Raw genomic sequence first — 25,911 nt, 5'->3', positions numbered from 1 at the left:
AACGCCAGCAGTCAAGGCCGGCGAACGGCCGCAGTGGTTTCGTGGAACTAAACCGGCATCTCGGTTGCCGAGAATATTCCGAGAAGTGGCCCGAGTATACGTGGTTACCCGTACAGCATCGACGACTCGGGCCACTTGCACCCGTCAGAAGCCAGTGAGCACGAAGATCGAGCGCATCCCATTGACGCAGTAGGCGATCGCCGTTCCATCTGGCGACACGTCCACGTCCTTGAGCGCCCTGCCCGACTTCACCATCTGTCGCACCGGCTCCGCCCCATCCTGAAGCGTGAGGATCTCGAGCCCCTCATCGGAGATCACCGCGAGCCGCTTGCCGTCGGGGAACCAGTCCGCCCCGGTGAGGTAGTTGTCGGTGTCGAGCACCGTGGTCGTGGCACCGGTCGCGAGCTCCCGGACACGGAGCGAGTGGGTCGAGTAGTCGTGATAGAGCATCTTCTTCCCGTCCGGGGAGAAGCGCAGCGCATAGACGTTGTCGTCGGTGGGAAGCTCCTGCTCGGAGCTGTCCGCGAGCGCGAACAACACGGGATCGAACGCGTCGAAGAGCAGGTACTTGCCGTCTGGCGACACGTCCACGGAGGACACGAACCCGAACGGCTCGTGGACCAGGCGCGGGGTGCCACCCGTAGCCGCCACCGCATTCACGCCATCATCCGTGGCGAAGTAGATCTCTCCGCTGGTGGGATGCCACGCGCTCTCGCAGAAGGTGGTGCACCCCGTGGCGAGCACCTGGAGGTTCTTGCCATCACGATCCACCACTGCCAGCGAGTCTTCGTTACTCTGGGAGTAATCGAACGAGAGCCGCTGCCCATCGGGGGAGAAGCGCGGAGACCCAGCGGTGACGCCCGCCGGCATCTCGAGCACCTGGGTCTGAGGACCCTCGGTAGGCTTCGGTTCGGGCTCGGGGTCCGAACCACAAGCGGCCAGCGAGAGAACAAAGGCGAGGTGGCGGTAACGCAGGTGAAGGCTCCTTTCGAGTGGACCATCATCCTACGTCATCGGAAGGACGCGCCCGCTCACCCCTGCTGGCCGCGGCCGCCGCCAGCAGCACTCCCAGTCGTCACCAACCTCTTGTCCGTCAGCTCCACAACGGCCGTGGGCTCTTCCTCGCCCATGGCTTGCGTGGGGCCCTCGGTGGCGGGCTCCTCGTTGCGCGGGGCCTCCGAATGCGCCTTGTGCACCAGGGCTTCATGGATCAGCCGGGCCAAGGCTTGCTGTCCATGAGGATAGGGCGCGTGCGCTCCTGTCAGCCCACATAGCTGCTCGCGCAGCCGCTTCCCTCTCGGAGTACGAGCATCCGTCCGCCACTGGAGCAGGTCCATGATGGCGGCATCCAGTTCCGGGGGCACGTCCGGACGGAAGGCCGAGGGCGGCAGGAGTGACAAAGGAGCGGTGGGCTTCAGCCGCTCGGAGATGTCTTCCCCCTTGAAGAGGGGCTTGCCCGTGAGGGCCTCGTGCAGCGTGGCGCCGAGCGCGAAGAGATCCGCGCGCCCATCGAAGGACTCGCCCCGGGCCTGCTCTGGCGCCATGTAGCCCAACTTGCCGCGCACCCGGTCCGCCTGGGTGAGGCGAACATGGATGGCTGCCCGCGCCACCCCGAAATCCCCCAGCTTCACCTCGCCAATGCGCGACAGAAGGATGTTCGGAGGATTCACGTCCCGGTGGACGAGCCGCAGCAGCACACCATTGCTCGAGGTGCGCCGATGCACATAGTCGAGCGCCTCGCCCAGCTCGGCCCCGATGTACGCCACCACTTCCGGCGGCAGGGGCCCATGGCTCTTGAGCAGCTCACGCAGGGACACGCCCTCGATGTGCTCCATCGCCATGAAGTAGGTGTCCGCGAAGCGGCCCACGTCCAGCACCTGGATGATGTTGGGATGGTTGAGGAGCGAGCCCAGCTCCGCCTCGCGGCGGAAGAGCGTGACGAAGTCCTCATCCCCGGCGTAGGCCGGGAGGATGCGCTTGATGGCCACCACCTTCTCGAAACCGCCCTCCGGGCTGTAGGTGGCGCGGAACACCTCGGCCATGCCCCCCACGCCCAGCCGCTCGTGGAGGAAGTACTTGCCCAGCAGCTCCTTGGCCCGGATGGCGTGCAGGGCCTCCTCGGCCTTACGCGCAATGTGACCGGCCACCATCGCCGCCATGCCGCCCGTGATGAAGTAGTAGACGGCGCGCTGCACCATGAGGGGCGGCGAGAACATCACCGGTACGGGCGGCGGCAGGCGCGGCAGGGCCACGAAGAAGTAGAGCAGAAGCATCTCGGCGGCCACGAGACATCCCGCGAAGAGGGCGTGGCGCTTGGAGCGCAGCGCCGCGAGCACGATGAGCGTGCTCCAGAGGACGGCCGCGGGATTGGAGAGCGCCTGCTCCGCATCCGCGAAGATGATGTCGTAGGCGAAGAGCCAGACTCCGGCACCGGTCTCCAGGCAGAGGTTGAACCAGCAGATGGCGGGGTGAAACCACCCCCGCCGCAGCACCCAGGAGATCCACCCGTAGTACAGGGCGTAGACCGCGCAGCTGCTGATGATGGTGAGAGCCCGGGGCCATCCGAGCTGCGGGCTCAGGCCCACCGCGCACAGCAGAAAGAAGGAGGCCACCCCACTGTTGAACCAGGTCACGGAGGCTTCTCGGGCGGCGACGTCCGACCGGAGGTGCTCGGCGAGCAGTTGGGTGCCGACCGGAGCCAAGGTGTCTGAACGATGGGGCTGAGGCATACGCAGCCACCATTCTCCGGGAGCCGGGACGGCAAGGCGAGTCCGTGTTACAGCCCCCACACCCCATCCGCCCTGATGGGTGACCTTCCTCTCACTGACCCGCGCGCAGCGGGGCTCTTACCTGCGGCAGTGGCTCATGGTATGGGCACCCGCCCCCTACAATCGGACGGTGGACTCTATCGCGGGACGGAACCCAGATGAGACTGGCCTCAGTCACGCAAAAGACCATGGCGGTGAGCCTCGCCCTCATCCTCGTTTCCTGCGGTACGACGCGCTATCCGCTCGCCGGACCGGCTGGCTCCGAGGATTTGGCCAGGTACGCGCTCATCATCAAGCCACGAGCGGATGGGCAGATGCTCCACGAATGGGTCCCACTCGAGAGCTTCGACGTGGCAGAGTTCCAGCTCACGAATTCCCCCAACTTCCAGGCGATAGAGCCAGCCATCAACTGGCTCAAGCAACACCGTACGGAACTCCTCGTAGGTACCGTCATTGTCATCGCGGGTGTCGCCTTCACGGTCGTAGCCGTTGGCTCAGCAGGTGGGGCACTTGTCCTGACACCGCTCGTGATGTTCGCAGAGGTTCGCAGGTGAAGATCTACGAGACACTTGCAGGCGCTGCGAGGTTTGCCGGATTGCGTTGGCAGGCAGCGATGGCACAAGGCAGCGAGGACGAAAAGCGACTCTGGAGCTACGTGGGCGAAAGCAGGAATTTCGTGCACGTGACCGGGCAGATCTACCGCTTCGAAGATTATCTCGAAGCGCTGGAGCCTGGAGAGCCCTCCAAGGCAAGCCCAGCCTTGAACGCTGACAGCGGTGACCTCTCACAGCCAGCAATCGATCTGCTCCTGAAGGTCCTTCGCGAAGTGCCTGAACCCGAGCAGAAGCAGCACGTACGCGTTCTCATCGCCCTTCTCGACTTCATTGCTGACACTGGCCAGACCGGAGATGCCGAGGATTTCTTCATCAACCATCATCAGTATGCGCCAATAGCCATAGCGCAGTTCACCAGCCAAGAGGAGGCGGAGGAATGGCTGAAAGGCGTCGCGGAACCACCGAGCCCAGCACACATCCTCATTGGCGATGAGTACTACCAATTCTGGTATGTGCGCGAGGACAACACCCGCGACATGTATCGTGATTACGTCATCGAGCCGGTCATCAAGGCCCTCACCACGAACGGAATCCCACTGGGAGGCCCCTCATTCCCCACGCGAGCTCACGCGGAGCAATGGCTGGAGAACCACCCCGATCCCCTCGAAACATTCATCGTCATCGCCGGGGAAGACTACCTGGCGGTGCACCACAAGAGGCTGAAGCGCCACACGCTCCACCATGTGGCGTCTGCCTTGAAGGATTGGGAAGAGCACAAGAGGGTGGTTGCGCTCGAGGAGACCAGAGAAGCCGGAGCCCAGCCAACGAAGGAGGACGAGTAGCACACCGGCTTCGTACGCTTGGTACGCCCCTACCCTCGTCAAAGCGTCGTCCCCGTGCGCCCTTCCAAGCCGGAAGGGTCCCAGTCTCCGCAGCTTCCCGCGCCTCGTGTCCGCCATGGCACCGCCTCCGTCTGCGCCCCTCTTCTATACCGCCGGAGGATTTGGCCGCGAACGGTACGCACAGGTACTTCAGGAGACCGGGACAATGGCGCGATGCAGCCATGAGCCCTCTCCCCCCTCCTGCCGTTCGGACTGGAGAAGCAGGCGCATCCATGGTGATTCTCTCCGTGAAGAGCTGGGCCTCCAGCTCCGGGAGGGATGAACACACATGCGACGTTGGACTTTGGGTGGGGTGTGCGTCGGGCTGCTGGTCGCCTCGGGGAGCGCGCTCGCGGCGCCAGCGGATGTCTTCGACCGTGAACGGCTGGCGAAATACGCCAGGGACAATCCGGGGAAGATCTTCGATGACCCGCGCATCTCCTGCTACCTGCGCGAGCTCCTGTCGAAGGATGAATACGATTCGCTGAAGGAGAAGATGAGCTCTATCTCCGCGGAGGGGCCCGATGCGAAGGGGGCCTTCACCTTCGAGGGAAACGTCCGCGGGCTGCCAGACCGAGGCATCGTGATGCTCGAGCCGGGAGGCCACCTCTGGGTGGCGCTCACTGGAGGAGATGAGGCGGAATACTTCACGAACGAGCCCGGCTCCCTCCAGAAGCCACCGCCCGCCATCGAGGCGTGGCGGGTGCGCTTCGAGGACATGCCTCTCACCTCGGTCTCGGCGAAGCGCAAGACGCGTCCAGAGGAGATTGCACAGCGGTGCAGTGCGCAGAAGCTGGCGGCGGAGATAGAGCGCTTCGACCAGTTGGAGTCCGGAAACGTGTGCAAGGAAGGCCTCCGTTTCCACCCGTTCCTGGCTGCTGCCGTGAAGGGGGGTGCCCCCGAGGGCCGCGCGTACTTCTTCTCCGATCCAGTGCCCTGCCCTGCGAGCGGTGAGTGCAAATCGCGCAAGAAGGCCTACCTCGTGGAGAACGATGGCGTGGAGCTGTCTGAGGACGACCTCAAGAAGAACGGCTTCGTCTGTGCCCAGTATCGGAGTGCCAAGGGGAAGAAGACTGTCGGCTGGCTGCCCGAGAGTGCCCTGGAGCGCAAGCCGCTCGAGCTCCCCGTAGGGGGCGCGTCACTCGGGAAGAAACCGGAGGAGTGGGTGGGCACCTGGGACCAGGCGAACCCGTCCTCGAGCTCCTCCGTCACCATCCGCGCGAAGGGCCCGCAGAGCATCCAGGTGAATGGCGAGGCCACCAGCGGGGCCAACACCGGGGACTTCGAATCGACGATCACCGTCTCCGGCCCCACCGTCGAGTACGTGGAGAACCCCGGGGCGAAAGAGGACGATCGGGGCTGCGTGGTGCGGATGCGCCTGCTCAACAACGCGCTCTACGTCAACAGCGAGGGTATCTGCGGCGGCATGGGCGTGGGCTTCTCCGGCCTACACTACCGAAAGTAGGGACCAGGTTCAGCACTCTCGCTCGGAGGGGAGCCGGGCTCCCCTCCTTCCGCCGGCAGGGAGCGGACGCCTGTCTGGGAGTTGTAAGCCTTCACAAAGCCGCTGGGACCGCCGCACCTTGAATCAGAAGGAGGTTCCCCATGCCAACTCCTACCGAGATCGATACGACGTTCCTTCAACTCACCTCCCTGGGCCAGCCCCTCGTACTGCATAAGGGCTCGCATGGCCCGTTGGTCATCGAGCTGCAGCGCAGGCTGATAGCAGCCGGCTTCAACCCCGGCCCGACGGATGGCTTCTTCGGCTTGCAGACTGAGGACGCGGTGCAGTCCTTCCAACAGGACCGAGGGATGAGTGTGGACGGCATCGTGGACTCCGACACCTGGCGAGAGCTTGGCGTCCATTTCCGATCTCCAGAGGGGGAGGCGCCCGAAGGGCCGGAGCTCTCCTTGGAGCAGTTGCGAACCGTGATGCCCAACTGCTCGGAGATGCGGGCCACGGAGTTGCTGCCGCACCTCAACAAGGCAATGACCGAGGCAGATATCACGACTCCCCAGCGCCAGGCGGCCTTCCTCGCCCAACTCGCCTTCGTGACTGGCCAGCTCAACCTCCTCGAGGAACCGGACTCAGGCGAGCAGTACGAGGGTCGAGAAGACCTGGGCAATGTGCAGCCTGGAGACGGCTCACGCTACAAGGGCCGCGGCCCCCTCCTGCTCACCGGCCGGGCCAACTACCGCGCAGCCGGCAAGGCGCTGGGCCTCGACCTGGAGAACAACCCCGATCTCGCCGCGAACCCCGAGGTGGGTTTCCGTGTAGCAGGCTGGTACTGGACCAGCCGTGACCTCAACACCGTGGCGGACAACGGGGACTTCGAGGAAGTCACCCGCCGCTTCATCGGGCGCGATACCGTCCTGCCAAGGCACATGGTCTTCTATCGGCGCGCGCTGGCCATGCTCGCCCACTAGACGCCTGCGGCGAGCCGTCACGGTGTTGTCGCATTAGCAATCTGCCAACATATTGGCCAAGCTGCTGACATATGGTCCGCGTTCAGGTACAGCGGAGGCATGAGTCAGAGCACTCCAGAAGGCGTGAGCGCCCCCGACTTCCGGGAGGCGCTGGCGCGATGGGCGAGCGGTGTAGCGGTCGTCTCGGTCCGTGACGAACAAGGCCTCGCGGCGACGACCGTGAGCTCCTTCAACTCGCTCTCGTTGACACCACCGCTCGTGGTGGTTGCCCTCTCGGAAAGCTCTCGTACCCTGAAGCGGGTGCAAGCGTCCGGTCGCTTCAGCGTGAGCATTCTCGCCTCTGCCCAACGAGACATCGCCGTGCGGTGCTCGAAGGGAGAGGCGGAGGACGCCGCATTCGACGATGACGCCTTCGCCCGAGACTGCCTGGCGGGTCTCTCGTGCACCTTGCGCGACCTGCACCGCTATGGAGACCATCTGCTGCTCATCGGACAGGTGGTCAACGTTCGCCGCGGAGAGGAGCGAGAACCCCTCCTATACTGGAACCGCGCGTATCGAGCCGTCACGGCCCTGTAGAAGCACCTTCCCATCACCGCCTACAACGAAAGGACGTACCTCATGCCGTTTACCCTCCCCGAGCTACCCTACAAGAAGGATGCCCTCGCCCCTCACATCAGCGCGGAGACGCTCGAGTACCACCACGGCAAGCACCACGCAGCGTACGTGACGAACCTGAACAAGCTGCTCGAGGGCAAGCCCGAGGCGAGCCGGTCGCTCGAGGAGGTCATCCTCAACAGTGAGGGAGGTGTCTTCAACAACGCCGCCCAGGTGTGGAACCACACGTTCTACTGGAATTGCATGAAGCCGAACGGGGGTGGACGCCCGACCGGTGATCTCGCGGATGCCATCACGCGCGACTTCGGTTCGTTCGAGCGCTTCCGCGAGGAGTTCGCAACCGCCGCCGCGACGCAGTTCGGCTCGGGGTGGGCCTGGCTCGTGCTCGAGAAGGGCAAGCTCGCGGTGACCAAGACGGGCAACGCGGATCTGCCGCTCAAGCACGGCCAGAAGGCCCTGCTGACCATCGACGTGTGGGAGCACGCGTATTACATCGACTTCCGCAACGCTCGCCCGAAGTACATCGACACGTTCCTCGAGAAGCTCGTGAACTGGGACTTCGTCCTCGAGAACCTCAAGGGGCGCTAGGTCGGTTGGCTGCACGGAGCGCCGCACACAGCTCCGCGCGCACCAGCGCGTCCCACTCGGCACCAGGGAGTGCAAGGGTTGCCGAGAGGAGTCCCGTCATGGCCTCGCGCTCGAAACGCCGCGGGGCCAGCGCCGCGCTCCACATCCAGTGCACCAGTTCCACCACGTTGCGTGCGGCGGCGTGGTGACCGAACTCGAGTGCGTACCAGTCCCGATTGCTCTGGCGCACCTGCTCACGGTGCGCCCGACAAGGGCATTGCACCCAGGACTCCACCGCGACCAGGGTTTCGGAGAGCAGCCTCGTGCCGTCCTCCACGGGGACGAAGCGGTCGCCCTGATTCGAGGCGCCCGGGGTGCCCGACTGGTACGCCTGAAGCGCACGGCGGGCAAGCGCAGCCATGGCCTTCAGCACCGGCCCCTTGCCCGCGTGCTGGAGGACGCGCTTCCAGTAGCGCCGCGCCTCCTGGGAATGCCACGGCACCGGCAGGCTGGAGGGCGCCGCATCACCCAGTTCCGCGCGCGCCCTCGTATCCCCCAGCAGGGCGAGCACATAGCGGGCATCGGCAAGCGCGAGCGACGAGAGGACTCTGGGTGACATGAGCTTTCGTGAATCCTGTTCCCAGCCTGGTAGCCGCTGACTGCTGTCCAACGCTTCGATATGGACGTCTACGCGCGCTTCCTCGCCGCGGGCTTCTTCGCCGCGGGCTTCTTCCCCGCTGCCGGCTTCTTCGCCGCTGCCGACTTCTTTGCCGCAGGTTTACTCTTTGCAGCGCCCGGCGCCTTCTTGTCCGGCGGCCGGATCACGGACTCGTAGTGCGCGATGAACGCTTTGGCGGGCACACGGCGGATGGCCTCGCCAACCACGTCGAGCGCGACGCCCTCCAGCTTCTTGAAGCGCACACACGACTTGCCCATGTCGAGCTTCTTGCCCGTCTTCGCCCACGCGTCGCGGAACCACTGCTCCTGCGCCGGCTGGCCGTAGACCCCCATCAGGTAGACGGCCATGTGGTTCTTCTGCGAGGCCAGCGCAGCGAACGGCAGCGGCTGCTTGGGATCGCAGTGGTAACCCGCGGGGAACACCTTGTGCGGGACGTAGTAGCCGATCATCCCGTACTGAATGCCCTCCTCGTAGTCCTTATCGAGGTTCTTGAGGATGACGTTGCGCACGGCCGAGATCGCCGCACGGCGATCCTCCGGAAGCGAGGCGAGGTACTGATCGACAGTGGTGGCTTTGCTCTGCATGGCCACGAGTCTAGCCGACGAGGAACAGAGGCACAGCACGGAGAGCGAGGCGGTACTCAAAGGCGCCCGCGCTGGTCCTCTGCCCGACTGACCACTCCCCTATCCGACGTTCGACAGGGCACGACCCCTCTCGGAGACGGAGGGCGCATCCCCATCGGCGCGGAAGATCTCGCGCCCCGACTCCATGACGAAATCGAAGTCGACCCAGGTGGCCGCGAGGGCCTCCTGCCCCCCAGGCTCGAGGCCGAGATCAGCCGAGAAGGGATGGCTGGCATGATCGCCCCAGCGCACCTGGAACGTGCCAGGGAGCGGACCATACCCCCGTAGGGTCCGCACGGACGCCTTCGCCTCGATGATGGCCTGGTAGCAAGCACGGTCCGTGTGCTGAACGTCGCGGAACTGCTTCAAGAACGCGATCGTCACCTCATCCGCGGTGACTCGCCGCGCCATCGACGAAGCCCACGCACCCGATGGATCGAGCGGACGCATGGCCTCCCCGAGCACCTCGGCAACGGAGCGCAGCGGGCCCGGGGCCGCATTGCTCCGTGTCACCTCGAGAATGCGAGCTCGGGTACCACACGTCTCGGGTGTATTCCGCGCGAGCACCTCCCCCACCACCGAGAGGTAATCCAGCGCGTGTCCCGAGCGGCGTGCCTCCACATCCACCACGCTCTTGGGGAAGCCGTAGATCTCGCGCCCGGCGGCCGCAGCGGCTCCAGTCGAGACGAAGACGTGTGGCAGGAACCAGACCAGCCGCTCGGGGATCAGCCTCCCCTTCCCTGGGCGCATGGCCCAGGCCGGCACCCAGAAGGCAACGTCGGTCTCGGGCATGTAGCCCAGGCGGCGGTGCTCTGGATCTCCGGAAAACGCGCGCCCCGCGAAGGCAGCGGCGAGCACGACGAAGGGGGCCGCGGGCACGTAGCGAACGTGCCCACGTGCAGGATTGTTCAAGTACCGATCGAGCAACGCGCTCAGGGCCCCCTGCCGGGCCCGCAGGACGAGCGCGGTCATCGAGACTTCTTCCATCATATAGGGCGCGCGGAGCGCCATCTCACCGGGGCGGTCGACATAGCGCGGCAGCTCCACCCTGGGCTCGGCGCGCCGCCGGGGAACCTCACCGACGATGGAGACTGGCGCACCAAGCGCCCTCGCTGCCATCAGGCCGGACATCGTGGCCGCCTCGATGCAGCCGAGATCGTAGCCAGTACGGGTCCAGTCGCCCGCCAGGACGAGCCCCTCGAACCCAGCCTCATCGGGGGCAATGCGGTGCTTCTGCGAGCCTGGGAGTGACAGCACATAGCGGTCCGAGGGCTCCGCGTTGACGCGCAGGTATTGGGCGTGCAGGCGCTCGGGCCCGGTGCGCCCTTCCGGATCGAACAACCCATCCCACCGCAGACGCCCGCGCGAGTCCGCGCCGCCCGGCCAGATGTGCGGCAGGTGCTCCTCGAGGAAGCCGCGCGCGAATCCCTCCAGCGCCGCGCGGTCATCGGCTCGCGGATCTCTGACGGAGACCGGATCGTCGCCATCCCCGAGCTGGCCGCAGGCGTAGAGGATCCCCCGCACACCGTCGCGCGCCTTCCACCCCTCGCTCGGGAGGAGATGCGACATATCCGCCCAGGTCTCGAGCGGCACCTGATAGGCGGTGGTGACGGGTGCACTCGCATTCGAGGCGAGCTGCTCGATGGGCGTGGTCACCCAGAGCTGCATCGATACCGTCCGGACCGTCTTGACGTGCTCGACCATGCGCTGCCACCTCGGGCTCGCCGCGATGAGCTCCGAGGCGACGAAGGGAAGCGCCCCGAGGGAGATCCCAAGCACGACATGGTGGAAGTCCTCGCCCAGGTGCAGCGTGCGTTGCTCGACGTGGGGCCAGTCGCTCCAGAAGGAAGCGAGCTTCGCGCCGTGGCGAGCGAGCGCCTCGCCCTCGACGAGCTGGTCGTAGAGGGGCTGTTCGGGCCAGCACGGCAGTCCCCCGACGTCGATGAGCGGGTGATACTCGCCGGTTTTGGGGGTCGCCTGCCTGCCGATGACGACCCGCTCGACGCGCCGCTGGTCGTCGGAGAGCTCGAGACTCCCCACACGGTGGAAGAACTCGAAACGGACGCCGCGCCGACGCAGCACCTCGTACAAGGGCGCGATGACGGTCTCGCCCATGCCAGCGCGCATCTTGTAGAAGATGGCGCCGCGGTAGCTCGTGAACATGCGGATCATTCCGAGCAGGGCGAGCCCCGCCCCAGCACCGGCACCGTCGCAGAAGGCGAGGTGGTAGAAGGCGCGCACCAGCCCGCTCGACACCGTCATCTCGGAGGCGCCGTGCTTGCGTAGCCAGTCGCTGAAGTCGAGCTCATCAAGTGCCTCGAAGTCATCGGCGGACCCGAAGACATCGTCGCGCAGGATGCCAATCAAGGAGACAGCGCTGTACTCGAGGACAATCCAGAGGCGCCGGAGGTTGGCATCTGTCTCGAGGTCGCGCCGCGCCAGGGACCGGAGTCGGTCGAGCAGGGACCGGACATTGTCGGCGAGGGCGCGCGCCGCCCTCCCCACGAGCAGGGACGCCTGGAGCGTCAGCACGTGCTTGAGCAAGCCACGGAGCTGCCCGGCCACGTCGTCGACGGCGGGCAGGCCTCCTCGCCACTGGGTCCACCAGTCCATCGCATAACGGAGCACCTGCAAGGTGGCGCCGCGAAGGGACTCCGCGGGACTCGGCAGCGGGCGTCCGTCGCCGGGCCACTCGTCGGTCTCGGGGAAGTTGACGCTCCAGTGTTCCCAGCCTCGCGGCGTCTGCTCCCCGACGACGATGGCGCCGTGCTTGATGAAGGCGTCGCGCAACGTTCGAATCGCGGCGCCAGGTGGACGGCCGAGCTCCTCGTAGCAGCGGCGCAGCAGCGTGAAAGCGTTCTCGTAATACCCGAGCCAGACGTGCAGGCCGTGCTCTTCAATACGTCCGTGCGCGTCCCGGTTGCGCACGCTCGCCCCCTTCCCGCCAAGCAGCCACCCGTCCTGGTAGACGGTGATCTCATAGCGCTCGCGGAGCGCCGCTGTGTCGGTCAGGGCGAAGGCGGCTGAGAGAGAGGCCATACCTCCGCCGAGGATGGCAATCTTCTCGCGACGGGGTTTCGAGTGAGGGAATGGTGAGGATTGAATGGGCATAGGGTGGAGGGGAGGCCAGAATGGCGGTGTGATATCTATCGCCCGTCCCACCCGTATGCCTGCTTGCAGTCCGAGAAAGGGTCACCGTCACTCGCAGGTCGCGAGGAGCTCGGCGCCGTTCTCCTCGCACCAGCGCTGGTAGGTCTCGAGCCGATCGCGCGAGGTCACCTGGGTGGTTCGGGTCGTGCGGTTGGTGTATGCCGCTCGCCATGCCTCCTCCTCCCTCCAGGATTGGCGAAACTCCACGGCTGGCGATGAGCCGCTCACCGGGCGCGGGTCCCCTCTTCGTCTATGTGCACGGGCTTGGCTGTGCCGGAAGCCGGGACTGGCCGCCCGTCGCGCACAGCACGGCACTCCAGGGACACGCAAGCCTCTGGGTGGACCTCGTGGGTTTCGGCCAGAGCGAGCGACCAGCGGACTTCAGCTACGAACTGCGCGAGCAGGCAGAGCTTCTGGCGGCGCAGCTCCGCGCAGAGCCAGGCCCGCTCGTCCTGGTGGGACACAGCATGGGGGGTACGCTGGCCGTGCTGCTCGCCGAGTGCCTCCAGCGAGCCGGCCACCCGCTCCATGCGCTCGTGCTCGCCGAGCCGAACCTACGACCCGAGGATGCCACCGGCAGCGCGCGGGCCGCCGCCACCCCAGTGGAGGAGTTCCTCCGCGGCTGGGACGGATGGATTCGCCAGTCCTCCTCAGCCTGGTACCAGGAGAACCTCCGGCAGGCGGATCCCCTCGCCTTCCACCGGAGCGCCGTGTCGCTCGTCCATCACGGGGCGAACATGCTGGCGCGCTTCGTCGCCCTTCCCCTCGAGCGCAAGGGCTACATCCTCGGTGGGCGCAGCGACGCGGACACTCACGAGACGGCACGCCAGGTAGCGGCATCCGGGATTCCCGTCGTCACGGTGCCAGGCTCAGGGCACGGGTTCAGCGAGGACGACCCCGAGGGTTTCGGCCGCGCCATCCTCCAGTTCCTCTGAGGCGTCATGACATACATCAAGGTCTACTGGCACCACACCTCTCCGGACGACCCCGTCCTGCTCTACAGCGAGCTCGACGCGGAGCGCTGGGAGGTTCGCAAGGTTGAGATCTTCCGTGACGGACGCGAGGAGTTCGCGTGCGACTACGTGTCGACTGGCTCGACGCGCTTGGGAGAAGCTCCGGTTCCCCCGCTCGAGGAGATCGCCGCCGACTCGGAGTTCGAGCCCTCGGAGATCTCGAAAGAAGAATTCGAGGAGGTGTGGAGCCGGCTGGAGTTGTAACCCTCACGGAGCAGGGGCTGGCGCTGGCCATAGGTCAGGCAGCGCCACACCCACTCAGCGGGACCGAAGCGGAAGCGCGCCAACCATAGGTGGCTCAGCCAGACCTGGACGCAGAAGAGCGAGGACATGAGCAGCAGGCACTCGGCGGGGCCCTGCTTGCCAATGAGGTTGAACCCGTAGCCGTAATAGATGAACTGGCTGATGAGGGTCTGGCACAGGTAGTTCGTCAGCGCCATCTGCCCCGCGGGCGCCAGCACGCCGAGGATTCGCTGCCAGCGGGGCCGTTGGAAGAGGAGTGCGAAGCCGGCCGCGTAGCATGCGGCGGTGCCGATGATGCCCACCTCCGACACCGCGGGCTGGACGATCTCCCATACCTGCCTCCAGCTACTGCCGGAAGGGGCCGAGCGCGCCAGGTTGCCGAAGAGCAGTCCGGCGCCATTGCCCACCACGCTCGTCCCCAGCCCCCAGGCGAGGAGCTTGCGGAAGAAGGGTTGATGGCGCTCCACGTCGTGGAAGAGCCGCCGCCGCCCGGCCAGCAGTCCGAGCAAGAAGCGGCCGAGGACCACCAGCATCCACGACACCGTCGTCGTCCGGGTGAAGACCTTCAGCAGGAACTCGATGTTGGCGCGTGCGGTGGTGAGGTAGGAGCCGCTCGAGAAGGCCTCCAGGGTCTGGCGTCTGATCGCCGCCACGCGCGCCATATTCTCCTGGTTCGCCGCGGCGACAATCTCACGGGAACTCGCCAACAGCGGCGTGAGCTTCACGACGGCGGCAACGGCAATGGGCGCCAGGAACATGAGCAGCAAACTCCAGACGAGCAGTCTCCGGTCGGGGAGCTTGCGCATCAGCAGGAGCACGAAGCCCATCAGCGCATAGGTGGTGAGGATGTCTCCGTACCAGAGCGCGAAGCGGTGGATGAGACCGATGCTCAGGAGCACGCCCAACCGCCGGACATACACCGGAACGATGGACCGGCCGCGCTCCTCCGCTCGAATCAGCTGGATGGAGAAGCCCAGCCCGAAGAGGAGCGAGAAGAGGAACATGGCCTTGCCGGCCACCAGCTCCTCGAAGAGGAAGGCGGCCACCGCATCCACTCGCGTGGATTCCAGGGCCCGAGCGCTGGCGCGGGGCAGGAGTCCGCGTCCACTCAGGTGCATGTAGGCGTTCGAGACGAAGACGCCACCCAGGGCGAAGCCGCGCAGAACATCGAGGAGGACCACCCGCTCTCCGGCCTCTACGGGACGAGACTCGGTGCTCGCATGCGGTGCCGGTGAAGAGATGCTGGGCATGGCGGGAGCAGACGAGTCCTGCGGTCCAGGCGTCAAGCACCCAGGAGTGGCGGTCTGACGCTCGCCTTGCGCGTCCGCCTGCATAGGGGGCAAGGAAGCGGACCTTCTGGTATGGCAGCCCGCCAGGAGGAACAGTCGATGCGATCTGGAAGCAACCTCGCAGTGTGCCGTCCGTCCCCCCTCATCGGCCTGCTCGCGCTGGCCCTGGTGAGTGGCTGTGCCCACCAGCAGCTCGTGACCGAGAACAAGGGCCGCGAGCTGAAGAACGAAGGCCCGGTCATCGCGGACACGGTGAATGGGCAGGTGCGTGGTGTCCTCTCCGAGGGCCTCCGCGTATTCAGGGGAATCCCGTACGGCGGTCCCACATCGGGCAAGAACCGCTTCATGCCGCCGGTGAAGCCCGAGTCGTGGAGCGGCGTTCGCGATGCGCTCGAGTTCGGGCCTCGCTGTGCCCAGCGCAGTGCCATCGGCTCCGGGGTCTCGGCTGACATCAAGGCAGCGCTCGTCACGCCCGATACCAAGGCCACGAGCGAGGACTGCCTGGTCGTCAATGTCTGGACTCCCGGCGTGGGGGATGGCGGAAAGCGGCCGGTCATGGTCTGGCTGCACGGCGGAGGCTTCGTGGAGGGCTCCGGGTCGGCTGCCCTCTATGACGGAACCTCGCTGGCCCGGCGCGGGGATGTCGTGGTGGTCACGCTCAACCACCGGCTTGGGGCGCTCGGCTACCTCTACACGGGCGCTGGCGCCAACGCTCCGTCGGGCAATGCAGGCATGCTCGACATTGTCGCGGCACTCGAGTGGGTGCGCGACAACATCGCCTCCTTCGGCGGGGACCCTGGCAACGTCACCATCTTCGGTGAGTCGGGCGGAGGCATGAAGGTGACGCTCCTGCTCGCCATGCCCGCGGCGCAGGGGCTGTTCCACAAGGCCATCAGCCAGAGTGGAGCTCTCGTGCGTGCGCTGCAGCCGGAGCAGGCGGCCGCCCAGGCTGGCGAGCTGATGACCGAGCTCGGGCTGGCGGCTGGAGACCTCGAGGCATTGCAGAACCTCCCCGTGGACAAGGTGCTCGACGCCCAGGGCGCCGTCCTGAAGAAGAACCGGGGTGGCTTTACCTTCAACTCGCCCTTCACCCCCGTGGCGGATGGGCGCGCCCTACCCGGCAACCCGTTCGATCCCGTGGCCCCCGCCGTCTCCGCGGGAGTGCCCCTGATGATCGGCACCAACCAGGACGAGATGACGCTGTTCCTCTACGGGCAGCTGGGAATAATGACGGACGGTATGGCGCGCATGGGCCTGGAGCGGCTGGTGGGCGACGCGAAGGACCGGGTCTTCGATCACTATCGCGGCCGCATGCCGGACGCTCCGGCGAAGGACGTGCTCCTCACTGCGGGCAGCGATCTGTTCCGGGCGCCGTCCCTGCTGGCCGCTGAGCGCAAGGTGGCCCAGTCGGGTGCCCCCGTCTACGTGTACCTGTTCACCTGGGAGACGCCGGTCCTCAAGGGCCAGCTCAAGGCCACCCACGCGCTGGACCTTCCCTTCGTGTTCGACAACGCCGACCTGGTTCCCAGCTTCACTGGAAAGGACCCCGAGCGCTTCAAGCTGGCGGAGCAGATGAGCTCGGCGTGGATTGCCTTTGCTCGCACCGGCAACCCGAACCACGCCGGCCTTCCCACGTGGCCGGCCTACACCACCGAGCAGCGCCCCACCCTGATCTTCAACCTCCCGTCCCGGCTCGAGAATGATCCAGGGCACGAGGAGCGTCTGCTCTGGCAGAGCATCATCACGAAGTAGGCGGGAAGACGCTCACCGGCCAACGCGGAACGCTTGGGCCTTGGAGTTGTAGGAATCCAAGAGCGGCTCATACCGGATGCCGAAGCTCACGGTATGGGCCCCTTCCTCCAGCGACGGAAGCTGGAAGGAGGCCTTGAATTCCCGTTGGCCGCCCGGCGGGATGACGGCGTCTTCTGGGAAGACGTCCAGCACCCCTCGATGAACCTCTCGGCCGTCCTTCCGGATCACATAGAACAGCGCAGGTGCCTGCGGAAACCCTGCCCTCGCGAAGCGAAGCGCCGTGTTCCTCGGGTTTGAGACCGTGATGGGAACAGTCACGGAGTCTCCGCTCTTCACGGCTGGAGGAAACGCAGCCTCCACGGGGATGTCGTAATAGGACGAGAACCCAGGCGCGATGAAGTAATGGACTGTCTTGTCCATGCGCGTCCGCAGCTCCTTGCTTCCGGCGAAGGGGTAGTCCTGGACGAGCACCACTTCCCTCCCCTGCAGACTGTCCTCTTGATTCCACAGCTCGTACTGTGACCGGCGCCGCTCGCCGCTCTGCAACGCGATGCCCATGTGCCCCGAGTAGAAGGCATAGAGCGAGGATTCACGGAAGTTGTCGCCGAAGAGGACTGGCCTGTCACCGGCAACCCCTTGGATGTCTTCCGCCCAGAGCCTCCGGCCATGGTAGTAGTCCACATTGAGGTGGTTCACCGGGAAGATGCGGAACATCAAATACAGCCGGAGCACCAGGACGGCGAAGGCGAGAGGCAGCACCAGGAATTGAAAGAGGCTCTTCCGCTGCTCCGCCTCATAGAACCGCGAGGCGAGCAGCAGCAGCGGGAAGAGGGCAATGGACGTCCAGTGGAAGTGGACGAACGCCTTCAAGGCCGTGAACAGGAAGAAGCCGAAGGTGCCAATGCAGATGAGCTGCAAGGCCCTCTCGAAACGATCCCGCGTCCGATAGACGAACGGAACGAAGATCAGCCCAGGCCCGATCGCCGGAAGCTGCTGGCTGAGGTACTCGAGCAGGTACCGGGTGGTGAACGAGGTGGTGCGGCCCTGCAGGTGGAACTGGAAGGTCGGGAACTGGTGCGCGTACTGCCACCCCAGGTGCGGGAGGAACAGCACCAGGGCCAGCACCATCGACAGCCAGAACCTCGGTGAGCGCAGGAGCCGGAGGTTGGAGAGGAGCGTGAACCCAACCACCAGGACGCCGTGGTACTTCGAGTACAGCATCAAGGCGGTGGAGCAGCCGATCAACAGGACCGCGGGTAGATCCTCCTTCTCCAGGAACCTCTTGTAGCCGATGAGGAACAGCACGAAGAAGAAGAGGAGCGGTCCATCCGGGAAGATGATGAACGCCAGGTAGTTCAGCAGCGGTAGGGACAGCACCATCCCGTAGATGAGCAGGTCCCTTCTCGGCTCCCCTCGAGGCACCAGCCTGAACAGCAGCAGCACGCTCAGGGCATTCAGAATCACATTCACCAGCCGCACGCCCAATTCGTTGGGGAAGAGCGCGTAGCCGATTCGCACCATCAGCGCGATGAAGGGGGGATGGTCGTAATAGCCCCACTCCAGAGACCGGGAGTAAAACCAGTAGTACGCCTCATCGCTGGTCAGCTCCGTGAAAGCGGCCTGCACGAGATTCAGCACCAGCCAGAAGATGAAGAAGTGCAGGGGCCTGATTTTCATCGGGAGTGGGTCTCAGGGTAAGGCCGGAGGCTCGCGGGTGATACCCCTGCCCCGCCTACGCGGCAACAAGAGGATGAACGGTTCCTGGCGCACCCTGCCCCACCTGCCGACACACCCGTACGGTCAGATTGCAGCAGCTCGCGTGTCAGTTCCGCGCGGTATTTGCGTCAACCACTGGCCGCGCAGGGGCGCAAGTAACAGCGCCTCAGGCAATCTCGAGGGCCCGGTGCTCCGTCTCTCCGACGGGTGCATCGGGCCCTCGGCCGTTCAGCCCACCTTGGCGCGGGTGAGGCCCAGCGTGTCCGCGTAGCTGTGGATCCCCCGGATGTGATTGCCACCATCGGCGGCGATGGTCTCACCGGTGACCCACGACGAGAGATCGCTGCACAGGAAGGACACCACCTTCGCCACGTCGTCCGGCTCGCCGCACACCTTGCCGAGCGGCGTACGGGCGAGGAACTCCTTCTGCATGGCCTCCGTCATCAGACCGGCGCCCTCGGAGAGGGGCGTGCGGATGAAACCCGGCGCGACGATGTTGACCCGGATGCCGTACCGCCCCAACTCCGAGGCCGCGACCTTCGTGAGGTTCGCGAGCCCCGCCTTGGAAGCGCAGTAGTGGGCGAGCCCATCCGTCACGTCCGTCTGGTTCAGCGAGGAGATGTTGACGATGGAGCCGGGCTGCTTCGCCTCCACGAGCGCCCGCCCCAGGGCCTTGGTGAAGAGGAAGGGCCCCTTCAGGTTGATGGCCAGGACCTGATCAAAGTCCTCCTCCGGCATGTCGATGATCGGGGCGAGCGTGGCCGTACCGGCGTTGTTCACCAGGATGCCCGGCAGACCGAACTCCCGAGTGGCCGTCTCAATCGCCCGGGACACGTCCGCGGCCCGGACCACATCTCCCGCGAAGGGCACGGCCCGCGCGCGCCCCTCCATCTTCCGGTTAAGCTCCTCGGCGGCGGCCTCCACCTTCTCCCGCGTCCGGCCGAAGAGAAGCACATTGGCTCCGTCCCTCATGAGACGCGCAGCAATCCCCAACCCGATTCCCTGCCCCGCTCCCGTTACAATGGCACTGCTTGATACGAGCTGCATCCTGGCTCCTTTTCTGCGTCAGGTGGCGCGGACGCTACACTCCCGGTGTGGGGTAGCAAGTCCACGATAGAGAGTCGAGCGGCACACGCTCACTGTCCATGAGGTGTTCGAGTCTGGACCCAATTTGCTTCGAGGAAGGCAGATGCACCCTGCTCCAGGCGACAGTCAGGGCCTCAGTCCCATGACGACGTCGCCGCATAGCGATTCTCTCCATCGGCTCGAGAAGGTGCTCGCGCGGCTCGTTCCGGCCGTGAGTGTGCTCTCCGTGATGGTTGCGTCGATAGATCTGCTCGGCTGGGCGCTGGGCAGCAGTCTCCTCGTCCGGCTCATTCCCCTGCCGGGCATGGGCATCATGATGCCGAACAACGCCATCGGCTTCATCATGAGTGGGACCGCGCTCTGGCTGCTCCAAGAGGAAACAGCGGACCGGCGGCGGCGCAGGCCAGGCCAGGCCCTGGCGCTCATGACCCTGCTGTTGGGAGCACTGCACCTCTCCGAGCACCTCTTCGAGGTCGACTTCGGAATCGACCTCCTCTTCTTCAGCGAGACCGTCAAGCGCCTGGCCCCAGAGTTCCCGGGACGGCCCTCGTCCATGAGCGCGCTGAGCTTCTGTCTCATCGGGCTGGCGCTCCTGCTGCTGCATGTCAGGACCCGCAGGGGATGGTTCCCCGCCCGGCTCCTGAGCATGGCCGTCACGCTCCTCTCCTCGCGGGCCCTCTTGGCGTACGTCTTCATGGAGGAGAGTCTGTTCGAGTCCCAGCAGCTCGCCTCCAACCTGCCCCCCTTCACGCCCAGGACGTTTCACACAGCGCTCCTCTTCCTGCTGTTGTCGCTCGGCATCCTGTTCGTTCATCGCGAGCACGGGCTGACAGGAGTGCTCCTCCGGGACGACCTGGGAGGCGTCCTGGCCCGCCGGCTTCTCCCAGCGGCCATCCTCACGCCCCTGCTGGTGGGCGGAGTCTGGCTCATGGGTGTCAGGCTGGGGCTCTACGGGAACACCTTCGGCGTCTCGGTCTTCGCGCTCACCACGATGGTGACCTTCCTGGTCGTGGTGGTGCGGAATGCGAACGTCCTTTCCCAAATGCAAGCGCAGCACCGGGCCATGGAGCAGTCACTCCGTTTCTCGGAGGCTCGCTTCGCCGGAATCGTCTCCAACGCGGCCGATGCCATCATCTCGATCGACGAGGAGCAGAAGATCACCCTCTTCAACGCGGGCGCGGAACGCATCTTCGGCTACTCCGCGAGCGAGGCCCTGGGCCGTCCCCTGGACCAGCTCCTCCCCGAGCAGTTCCAGGCCCGCCACAAGCAACACATCCAGGCACTCGCGGCCGGCGATAACACGTCCCGTCCGATGGGAGATCGTCAGTCCATCTTCGGCCGGCGCAAGAGTGGTGAGGAGTTCCCCGCGGAGGCCACCATCTCGAAGCTGGAGGTGGACGGGACGAAGCTCCTCACCGTCACCCTGCGCGACATCACCGCGCGAAAGCAGGCCGAGGAGGAGATCCGCAACAGCGAGGTGCGCTTCCGAACCGCCTTCGAGGATGCCCCGATCGGTATGGCCCTGGTCGGCCTGGACGGCCAGTTCCTGAACGTGAACGGCTCACTGTGCGAGAGCCTCGGCTACTCGCGGAAGGAGCTCCTCTCCAAGACCTTCCAGGACATCACCCACCACGATGACCTGGAATTGGACCTGGCGAACGTGCGCCGGCTGCTCCAGGGAGAGATCGGCTCGTACCAGATGGAGAAGCGCTACTTCCACAAGAAGGGCCAGCTCGTGACCAGCCTGTTGACGGTCTCGATGGTGCGCGACTCCCGGGGCGGGCCGCTCTACTTCATCTCGCAAATCCAGGACATCTCCGAGCGCAAGCAGCTCGAGCAGGCGTGGCGCTTCCTGGCCGAGGCGGGTCCACGGCTCGCAGCCTCGCTCGATCCCCGGACCACGGTCGCCGCCATCATGGGATTGGCCGTTCCAGCCCTGGCGGACTGGTGCGTGCTCAATTTCATCGATGACGACGGGCAGATGCATTGGGTGGAGAGCATGGCGGCCTCCCCCGAGAAATCGCGGGTCCTGCGAGAGATGCTCGCCGCCTATCCCTATGACCCGTCCCGCCAGGGCTACATCGTCGCCGACGTTCTCCGGACGGGACAGTCGACACTCCTGCCGGAGCTCCCTGACGCACTGTTAGAGGCGTCGGCGGAGGATGCGCGCCACCTGGAGCTACTCCACCGCCTCAATCCCCGCTCGGCCATCATCATGCCTCTCGTCGCCCACGGGCGCACCCTGGGGACGATCGTCCTCACGACCTCCGAATCAGGACGCCACTACAGTGCCCGAGACCTCGCCCTGGCCGAGGAGCTGGCCAGCCGCGCCGCACTCGCCATCGACAATGCCCGCCTCCACGAGAAGTCCGAACAGGCGACACGCACTCGCGACGAGGTGCTCCGAATCGTCGCCCACGACCTCCGCACCCCCCTGCACGTCATCTCCCTGAGCACCGGGGTGCTGCTCAAGTGCCCGCCCGAGAAGAGAGCCACCGACACGAAGCCGCTCGAAGCCATCCGGAAGGCAGTCGACCGGGCAACCCGGCTCATCCAGGACCTGCTGGACGTCGCCCGGATGGAGGCTGGCCGCCTGTCGGTGGACCGCGAACTGGAACAGACCGCGCCACTCGTCAAGGAGGCCGCCGAGCTGCATCGTACGCTCGCGGAGGAGAAGTCCATCCAGCTCACGGCCACTGTCCCGGAAGACGCTCCTCCCGTCTTCGCCGACCGCGACCGGGTGCTCCAGATCCTCTCGAACCTGCTCGGCAACGCGCTCAAATTCACGCCCGCGGGTGGGCAGATCACACTCCGAGCCGAGCCGGCAGAGAGCATGATGCGGTTCTCGGTGAGCGACACGGGCTCTGGGATACCCGCGGACGACCTGCCCTACCTCTTCGAGCCCTTCTGGCAGGCACACGCGGGGAGGAAGCAAGGGACCGGCCTGGGACTCGCCATCGCGAAGGGGCTCGTGGATGCCCATGGCGGGCAAATCTGGGTCGAGAGCAGCCCTGGCGTGGGAAGCACTTTCTTCTTCACCCTCCCCATCGCAAGTCCGGCCGAACAACAGCCCACACATCACGCGTGAGCTGCACTCCGCGGGGATATTTCTCTCCGACCCGGGTGCGAACCTCTCGGAACACGCCTCGAGCTGTCTGCTCCAGTGCCTGGGCTCGCATCACCCAGTCTCCGAGGCTCATCGGCCGGGCGATGCGCAGCCGCACCGTCGTCCGCAACTGCCTCGCCCAGTCCGACTTGTAGGCCTCGACGCCGCGTAGGAAGTCGTACTCGGAGAAGCCCTCGGCCAGCGCATCTCGGAACGTCTCTCCCACGAGCACGAGCCCCACGCTTCGTGACTTCCACTCGGGATCGTATCCCGCGTTGTAGTAGCTGAAGGTGCGCCCGTGCCGCAGGGCGTAGACCGACGCCACCGCCCTGCCCCCCACCGACAAGAGGTAGATGCGCACCTTCCCCGCCGCCGACAGCAGCGGCACCACCGCCTGATGGAAGGCCTGGACGTCTGGCGCACAGAGCCCGCTGCGCGCTCCCCAGCGCAGCTCGTGCAGCCGGAAGAACTCCGGCAGCGCGCGGGCCAGTTCCTCGGGCTTCTCCGCCCTCGTGAGGGAGAATCCCGCCTGGCGTTCGAGCCACTTGCGGCGGCGCACGAAGTTGTCGGCCCGGGCCGTTCGAGCGAGGAAGGTGTCGAAGCGCTCGCCCGCCTCGAAAACCTCATACGGGCAGCGGTTGCGTCCAGTGCGCTCCAGGTTCCACCCGCGAGCCCGGCAACTCGCCTCCAGGAGCGCCACTGTGGGGGAAGTCTCCTCCACGTCGGACAGCTCCAGGATGTCCCATTCGTGCTGCACCCTCTCGAGTGCATCCGCCAGGACGTCCGCAAGCGCCGCCTCGTCCCCGGGCCGGAGAAGCGCATCGAGGTAGTCACTACCCACGCCCTCGTCCCCCAGCCACCGCAGCCACTTCAGACGGACGCCTCCCCACCGCCGCTCCTCCAGGGAGAGCGGCAGTACACCAGCAAGTACGCCCGACTCATCCCGTACCGTGAGGAGGAAGAGCCGTCGCCGCCCGCCGAGCTGGAGGTGCCAACCGAAGAGCCACTCCCAGGTGTTGAAGACGCTCATCCGGCCGCGCTCGCTCAGGCTCCGCCACTCGTCGCGCAGCGCCAGGAAACCTCGCGTCTCGCGCACCACGTCCACCGTCCAGCGACACGGGCCGGGCGAGGCACTCGGCGAGGCTTCCCGCTGCATCCAGGCCTTGCTGTTCATGCCTCCAGCGCCTCCCTCGCCACGCGCGCCACCCGCTCCAACTCCTCGGGGCCGAGGTCCTGATGGCAGGGCAGCTCCACCACCCTCTGGCGGAGCGCCTCCACCTCGGGAAACTGTCCGCGCGGCACCGAGGGATGGCCAACCCTCCAGAAGTCGACCGCCTGGATGCCTCGCGACCACAACAGGTGTAGGGCGTGGTCCTTGTCATCCACCTCGAGCGCGTAGAAGAGCGGGCACACCCCTGGTGGCAGAGAGGACCAGGTCGCCTGCTCGGGTCTGCCAATCCGCTCGTGGAGCAGGAGCCAGTTGGCACGGCGGCGGCGCACCACCTGCTCCACATCCGTGAAACCGAGCAGCCGGGTCGCGATGGGGCTCATCCCAAGCTGGACCACCGCCGGGTCGAACTCCTGGGTTCCCACCGGTACGTCCTCGTGCCGGGCCTGCTCACGGACCCGATGGGTGACGGCCTTCGCCATGGTGCGTACCCACTTGCCCATGCTGGGGAAACGGCGCTCGGACGCCACCAGCATGGAACCCGCCATGTGTGAGAGTGCCGGCAGGGATGGAGGCGCTGCTAGCGGTGCGAGCCCAGCCGCAGCGGCCGTCCGCATGAGTAAGCCTCCCCCGTGAGGTACGGGGAGCGTCTTGTAGAAGCAGAAGATGGCGGCGTCGCCCTGGCTCCCCAACGGGCGCGCTCCGTCGCGGGAGAAGAGCGACAGCGCACAGTCCTCGATGAGGAAGGCGCCGTACTCGCGGGCAATCTCCGCCAGCGCGTCGAGGGGCTGGGGGAAGCCGGCATAATGAATGACATAGATGGCACGGGTGCGGGGCCCCACACACGCACGGACGTGCTCCACATCCAACCGGCCCGCCCGATCCACGCGCGCGAACCTGAGCCGCGCTCCCGCGTGGAGCAAGGCGGAGATCTCCACGCCATGGTGGTACGCCGGGATGATGACCTCCCCTCCTTCGAGCCCCAGCATCCTGGCCGCCCGCCACACCGCGTTGCGGCCGAGATAGGTCAGCTCGAGCCCGAACCTGTTGAAGGGAAAGGAAGCCGCGACGCCCAGACGCGGCAGCAGCTGCGCCGGGCCGAGCTCCGGCAACGACGAAATAGCCATCAACGCTTCCATCCACTCACCTCCCGGAGCCAACGCATCGCCGCCGGTCCCTGCTGGAAACGCGCCGCGTGCAGCAGCCGCCCCTTGAGCGTGGACCGGAGGATGAAAAGCCAGACATGGCGGCGCACCTGCTGCGTCCAGTTGAGCTTCCAGGTCATCCTCGGTCCCAGGAAGTCGAACTCCGCCGTGCCTCGGTGCGCGAGGTCTTCCAGCACATCCTCGACGAGGAGCTGGCCCGGCGAGCACTCGGAGAAGCCCTCGTCGTAGCCGGGCTTGAGCAGGTAGTAGCGGCCCCCGTACTCCAGCCCGAAGTGGAAGGCCACGGGACGGCCACCCGCCCGCAGGGTGTAGAGGGCGAGCCAGCCCCCCGACGCGGCGAGCCGGGCCAGCTCCGTGTAGAAGGCGAGTGTCTCCGGACGGCACACGATGGCCGTTCCCTTCTCCCCCTTCCACCCGCCCCCCTCCAGCGCGAAGCCCTCTTCGAGCGCGCGGTGCAACACCCCCTCGCCTTCCACGCGATCGAGCACGAGCGGACCGTGCTGTGCGAGCTTCTTGCGGCGCCGTCGGAGGTTCGCGCGAAACTTCGTATCGAGCGTCTCCTCGAGCGCGTCACGGGAGAGCACCGGGAGCCACGGGGATTCGAGCGAGGGCCAGCGCGCCACCCGGAAGCCCTCCTCCTCGGCGGCCCCACCGAGCGTCGCATCCAGCACCCCACCTGCTTCAATATCCTTGAGCAGGAGCACCTCCCAGGGCTCCTCCCGGAGGTGCTTCCAGACGCCGCGGACGGCCTCCTCCGGACGAGCCGCGTCGAGCGCCCATGTCACCCGCTGCGAATGCTCGTTGGAAGGCGACTGCCATAGCCGAACGGGCACTCCCGCCAGCCGCCCGCGCCGCTCGAGCAGTGGAGCGAAGGCAAGGGGCCGGTCACCCTCGCGTGCGCAGAAGACCCGGAGCATGGAGCCCGGGGCGAAGCTCTCCATCCACAGCCGAGTCCAACCACTGAGCGCAAAGGGCCCCACCCCCGGAGAGCCTCGCGCGAGCGCGTCCCACTCGGACGAGAGCCCGGCCATGGTCCCCAGCCCTACCCGCTGCTCGACAGTGACACCGAGCCCGGGCACTTCGTCCCACCGGACCACCTGCTCCATTG

At 66.2% G+C, this 25,911-nt stretch carries 20 protein-coding genes and 1 pseudogene; 10 read left to right on the top strand and 11 right to left on the bottom strand.

Annotated features, from left to right (window positions below):
• Positions 1 to 144 precede the first annotated feature (144 nt).
• Both OV287_RS23180 and OV287_RS23175 read right to left on the bottom strand, forming a co-directional pair.
• A complete protein-coding gene (locus OV287_RS23180; RefSeq protein ID WP_267536212.1) occupies positions 145 to 870 on the bottom strand; it encodes a WD40 repeat domain-containing protein in 726 nt (241 codons plus the stop codon).
• Between the two features lie 161 nt (positions 871 to 1,031).
• Complete coding sequence (locus OV287_RS23175) at positions 1,032 to 2,729, bottom strand: serine/threonine-protein kinase (protein WP_267536211.1); 1,698 nt, start codon at positions 2,727 to 2,729, stop codon at positions 1,032 to 1,034.
• Between the two features lie 233 nt (positions 2,730 to 2,962).
• Here OV287_RS23175 and OV287_RS23170 point away from each other — a divergent pair, with 233 nt between their 5' ends.
• The 6 genes from OV287_RS23170 to OV287_RS23145 all read left to right on the top strand — a co-directional run bounded on the left by OV287_RS23170 (position 2,963) and on the right by OV287_RS23145 (position 7,833).
• Positions 2,963 to 3,322: a hypothetical protein gene (locus OV287_RS23170; protein WP_267536210.1), complete on the top strand. Its 360-nt coding sequence runs from the start codon at positions 2,963 to 2,965 to the stop codon at positions 3,320 to 3,322.
• Positions 3,319 to 4,164 (top strand): hypothetical protein, encoded by an 846-nt coding sequence (locus OV287_RS23165; RefSeq protein ID WP_267536209.1) that lies wholly within the window; start codon positions 3,319 to 3,321, stop codon positions 4,162 to 4,164. The genes OV287_RS23170 and OV287_RS23165 overlap by 4 nt, the downstream gene beginning before the upstream one ends.
• 328 nt (positions 4,165 to 4,492) lie before the next feature.
• The gene (locus OV287_RS23160) at positions 4,493 to 5,668 is read left to right on the top strand and encodes a hypothetical protein (protein ID WP_267536208.1); all 1,176 of its coding nucleotides are present in this window, start codon (positions 4,493 to 4,495) and stop codon (positions 5,666 to 5,668) included.
• A gap of 140 nt (positions 5,669 to 5,808) precedes the next feature.
• Positions 5,809 to 6,630, top strand: a complete 822-nt coding sequence (locus tag OV287_RS23155; RefSeq protein WP_267536207.1) for a peptidoglycan-binding protein — start codon at positions 5,809 to 5,811, stop codon at positions 6,628 to 6,630.
• 99 nt (positions 6,631 to 6,729) lie between these two features.
• Positions 6,730 to 7,206 (top strand): flavin reductase family protein, encoded by a 477-nt coding sequence (locus OV287_RS23150; RefSeq protein WP_267536206.1) that lies wholly within the window; start codon positions 6,730 to 6,732, stop codon positions 7,204 to 7,206.
• A 42-nt stretch (positions 7,207 to 7,248) separates the two neighbouring features.
• A complete protein-coding gene (locus OV287_RS23145) occupies positions 7,249 to 7,833 on the top strand; it encodes a superoxide dismutase (RefSeq protein ID WP_267536205.1) in 585 nt (194 codons plus the stop codon).
• Here the strand turns inward: OV287_RS23145 and OV287_RS23140 are convergent.
• From OV287_RS23140 to OV287_RS23130, 3 genes are all read right to left on the bottom strand, one after another.
• A complete protein-coding gene (locus OV287_RS23140) occupies positions 7,820 to 8,431 on the bottom strand; it encodes a hypothetical protein (RefSeq protein ID WP_267536204.1) in 612 nt (203 codons plus the stop codon). The two genes, OV287_RS23145 and OV287_RS23140, sit on opposite strands and share 14 nt — an antisense overlap.
• A 68-nt stretch (positions 8,432 to 8,499) precedes the next feature.
• Positions 8,500 to 9,075: a DUF1801 domain-containing protein gene (locus OV287_RS23135; RefSeq protein WP_267536203.1), complete on the bottom strand. Its 576-nt coding sequence runs from the start codon at positions 9,073 to 9,075 to the stop codon at positions 8,500 to 8,502.
• Between the two features lie 99 nt (positions 9,076 to 9,174).
• Positions 9,175 to 12,225 (bottom strand): NAD(P)-binding protein, encoded by a 3,051-nt coding sequence (locus tag OV287_RS23130; protein WP_267536202.1) that lies wholly within the window; start codon positions 12,223 to 12,225, stop codon positions 9,175 to 9,177.
• Between the two features lie 254 nt (positions 12,226 to 12,479).
• Between OV287_RS23130 and OV287_RS23125 the strand changes: the two genes are divergently transcribed.
• Both OV287_RS23125 and OV287_RS56485 read left to right on the top strand, forming a co-directional pair.
• Positions 12,480 to 13,199 carry an alpha/beta fold hydrolase gene (locus OV287_RS23125; protein ID WP_267536201.1) on the top strand — a complete coding sequence of 240 codons (720 nt, stop codon included), beginning with the start codon at positions 12,480 to 12,482 and terminating at the stop codon, positions 13,197 to 13,199.
• A gap of 6 nt (positions 13,200 to 13,205) precedes the next feature.
• Positions 13,206 to 13,409 (top strand): annotated as a pseudogene (locus tag OV287_RS56485) (DUF6881 domain-containing protein); the annotation flags it as partial.
• Here OV287_RS56485 and OV287_RS23120 read toward each other — a convergent pair.
• A complete protein-coding gene (locus OV287_RS23120) occupies positions 13,343 to 14,770 on the bottom strand; it encodes a DUF418 domain-containing protein (RefSeq protein ID WP_267536200.1) in 1,428 nt (475 codons plus the stop codon). The pseudogene OV287_RS56485 and the gene OV287_RS23120 sit on opposite strands and share 67 nt — an antisense overlap.
• Before the next feature lie 138 nt (positions 14,771 to 14,908).
• On the opposite strand from OV287_RS23120, the gene OV287_RS23115 reads away from it, so the two are divergent.
• Positions 14,909 to 16,561 carry a carboxylesterase/lipase family protein gene (locus OV287_RS23115; protein ID WP_267536199.1) on the top strand — a complete coding sequence of 551 codons (1,653 nt, stop codon included), beginning with the start codon at positions 14,909 to 14,911 and terminating at the stop codon, positions 16,559 to 16,561.
• A gap of 12 nt (positions 16,562 to 16,573) precedes the next feature.
• Here OV287_RS23115 and OV287_RS23110 read toward each other — a convergent pair whose 3' ends face one another.
• Positions 16,574 to 18,238: an ArnT family glycosyltransferase gene (locus OV287_RS23110; protein ID WP_267536198.1), complete on the bottom strand. Its 1,665-nt coding sequence runs from the start codon at positions 18,236 to 18,238 to the stop codon at positions 16,574 to 16,576.
• Positions 18,239 to 18,505: 267 nt separating this feature from the next.
• Positions 18,506 to 19,324: an SDR family NAD(P)-dependent oxidoreductase gene (locus tag OV287_RS23105; RefSeq protein WP_267536197.1), complete on the bottom strand. Its 819-nt coding sequence runs from the start codon at positions 19,322 to 19,324 to the stop codon at positions 18,506 to 18,508.
• A gap of 181 nt (positions 19,325 to 19,505) precedes the next feature.
• On the opposite strand from OV287_RS23105, the gene OV287_RS23100 reads away from it, so the two are divergent.
• Entirely contained in the window at positions 19,506 to 22,451 is a 2,946-nt protein-coding gene (locus OV287_RS23100; protein ID WP_267536196.1) for a sensor histidine kinase, read from the top strand.
• On the opposite strand, the gene OV287_RS23095 is transcribed toward OV287_RS23100, so the two are convergent.
• From OV287_RS23095 to OV287_RS23085, 3 genes are read right to left on the bottom strand one after another with little or no spacing between them, the layout of a single operon-like run.
• Positions 22,399 to 23,643, bottom strand: coding sequence for a GNAT family N-acetyltransferase (locus OV287_RS23095; RefSeq protein WP_267536195.1), 1,245 nt, complete (start codon positions 23,641 to 23,643; stop codon positions 22,399 to 22,401). The two genes, OV287_RS23100 and OV287_RS23095, sit on opposite strands and share 53 nt — an antisense overlap.
• Positions 23,640 to 24,776: an aminotransferase class V-fold PLP-dependent enzyme gene (locus OV287_RS23090; protein WP_267536194.1), complete on the bottom strand. Its 1,137-nt coding sequence runs from the start codon at positions 24,774 to 24,776 to the stop codon at positions 23,640 to 23,642. Before OV287_RS23090 ends, OV287_RS23095 begins: the two co-directional genes overlap by 4 nt.
• Entirely contained in the window at positions 24,764 to 25,909 is a 1,146-nt protein-coding gene (locus OV287_RS23085; protein ID WP_267536193.1) for a GNAT family N-acetyltransferase, read from the bottom strand. The genes OV287_RS23090 and OV287_RS23085 overlap by 13 nt, the downstream gene beginning before the upstream one ends.
• Between the last annotated feature and the right edge of the window lie 2 nt (positions 25,910 to 25,911).

This window comes from Archangium lansingense (assembly GCF_026626635.1).
GTDB lineage: Bacteria > Myxococcota > Myxococcia > Myxococcales > Myxococcaceae > Archangium > Archangium lansingense.
This window is presented reverse-complemented; position numbering and strand designations above follow the sequence as displayed.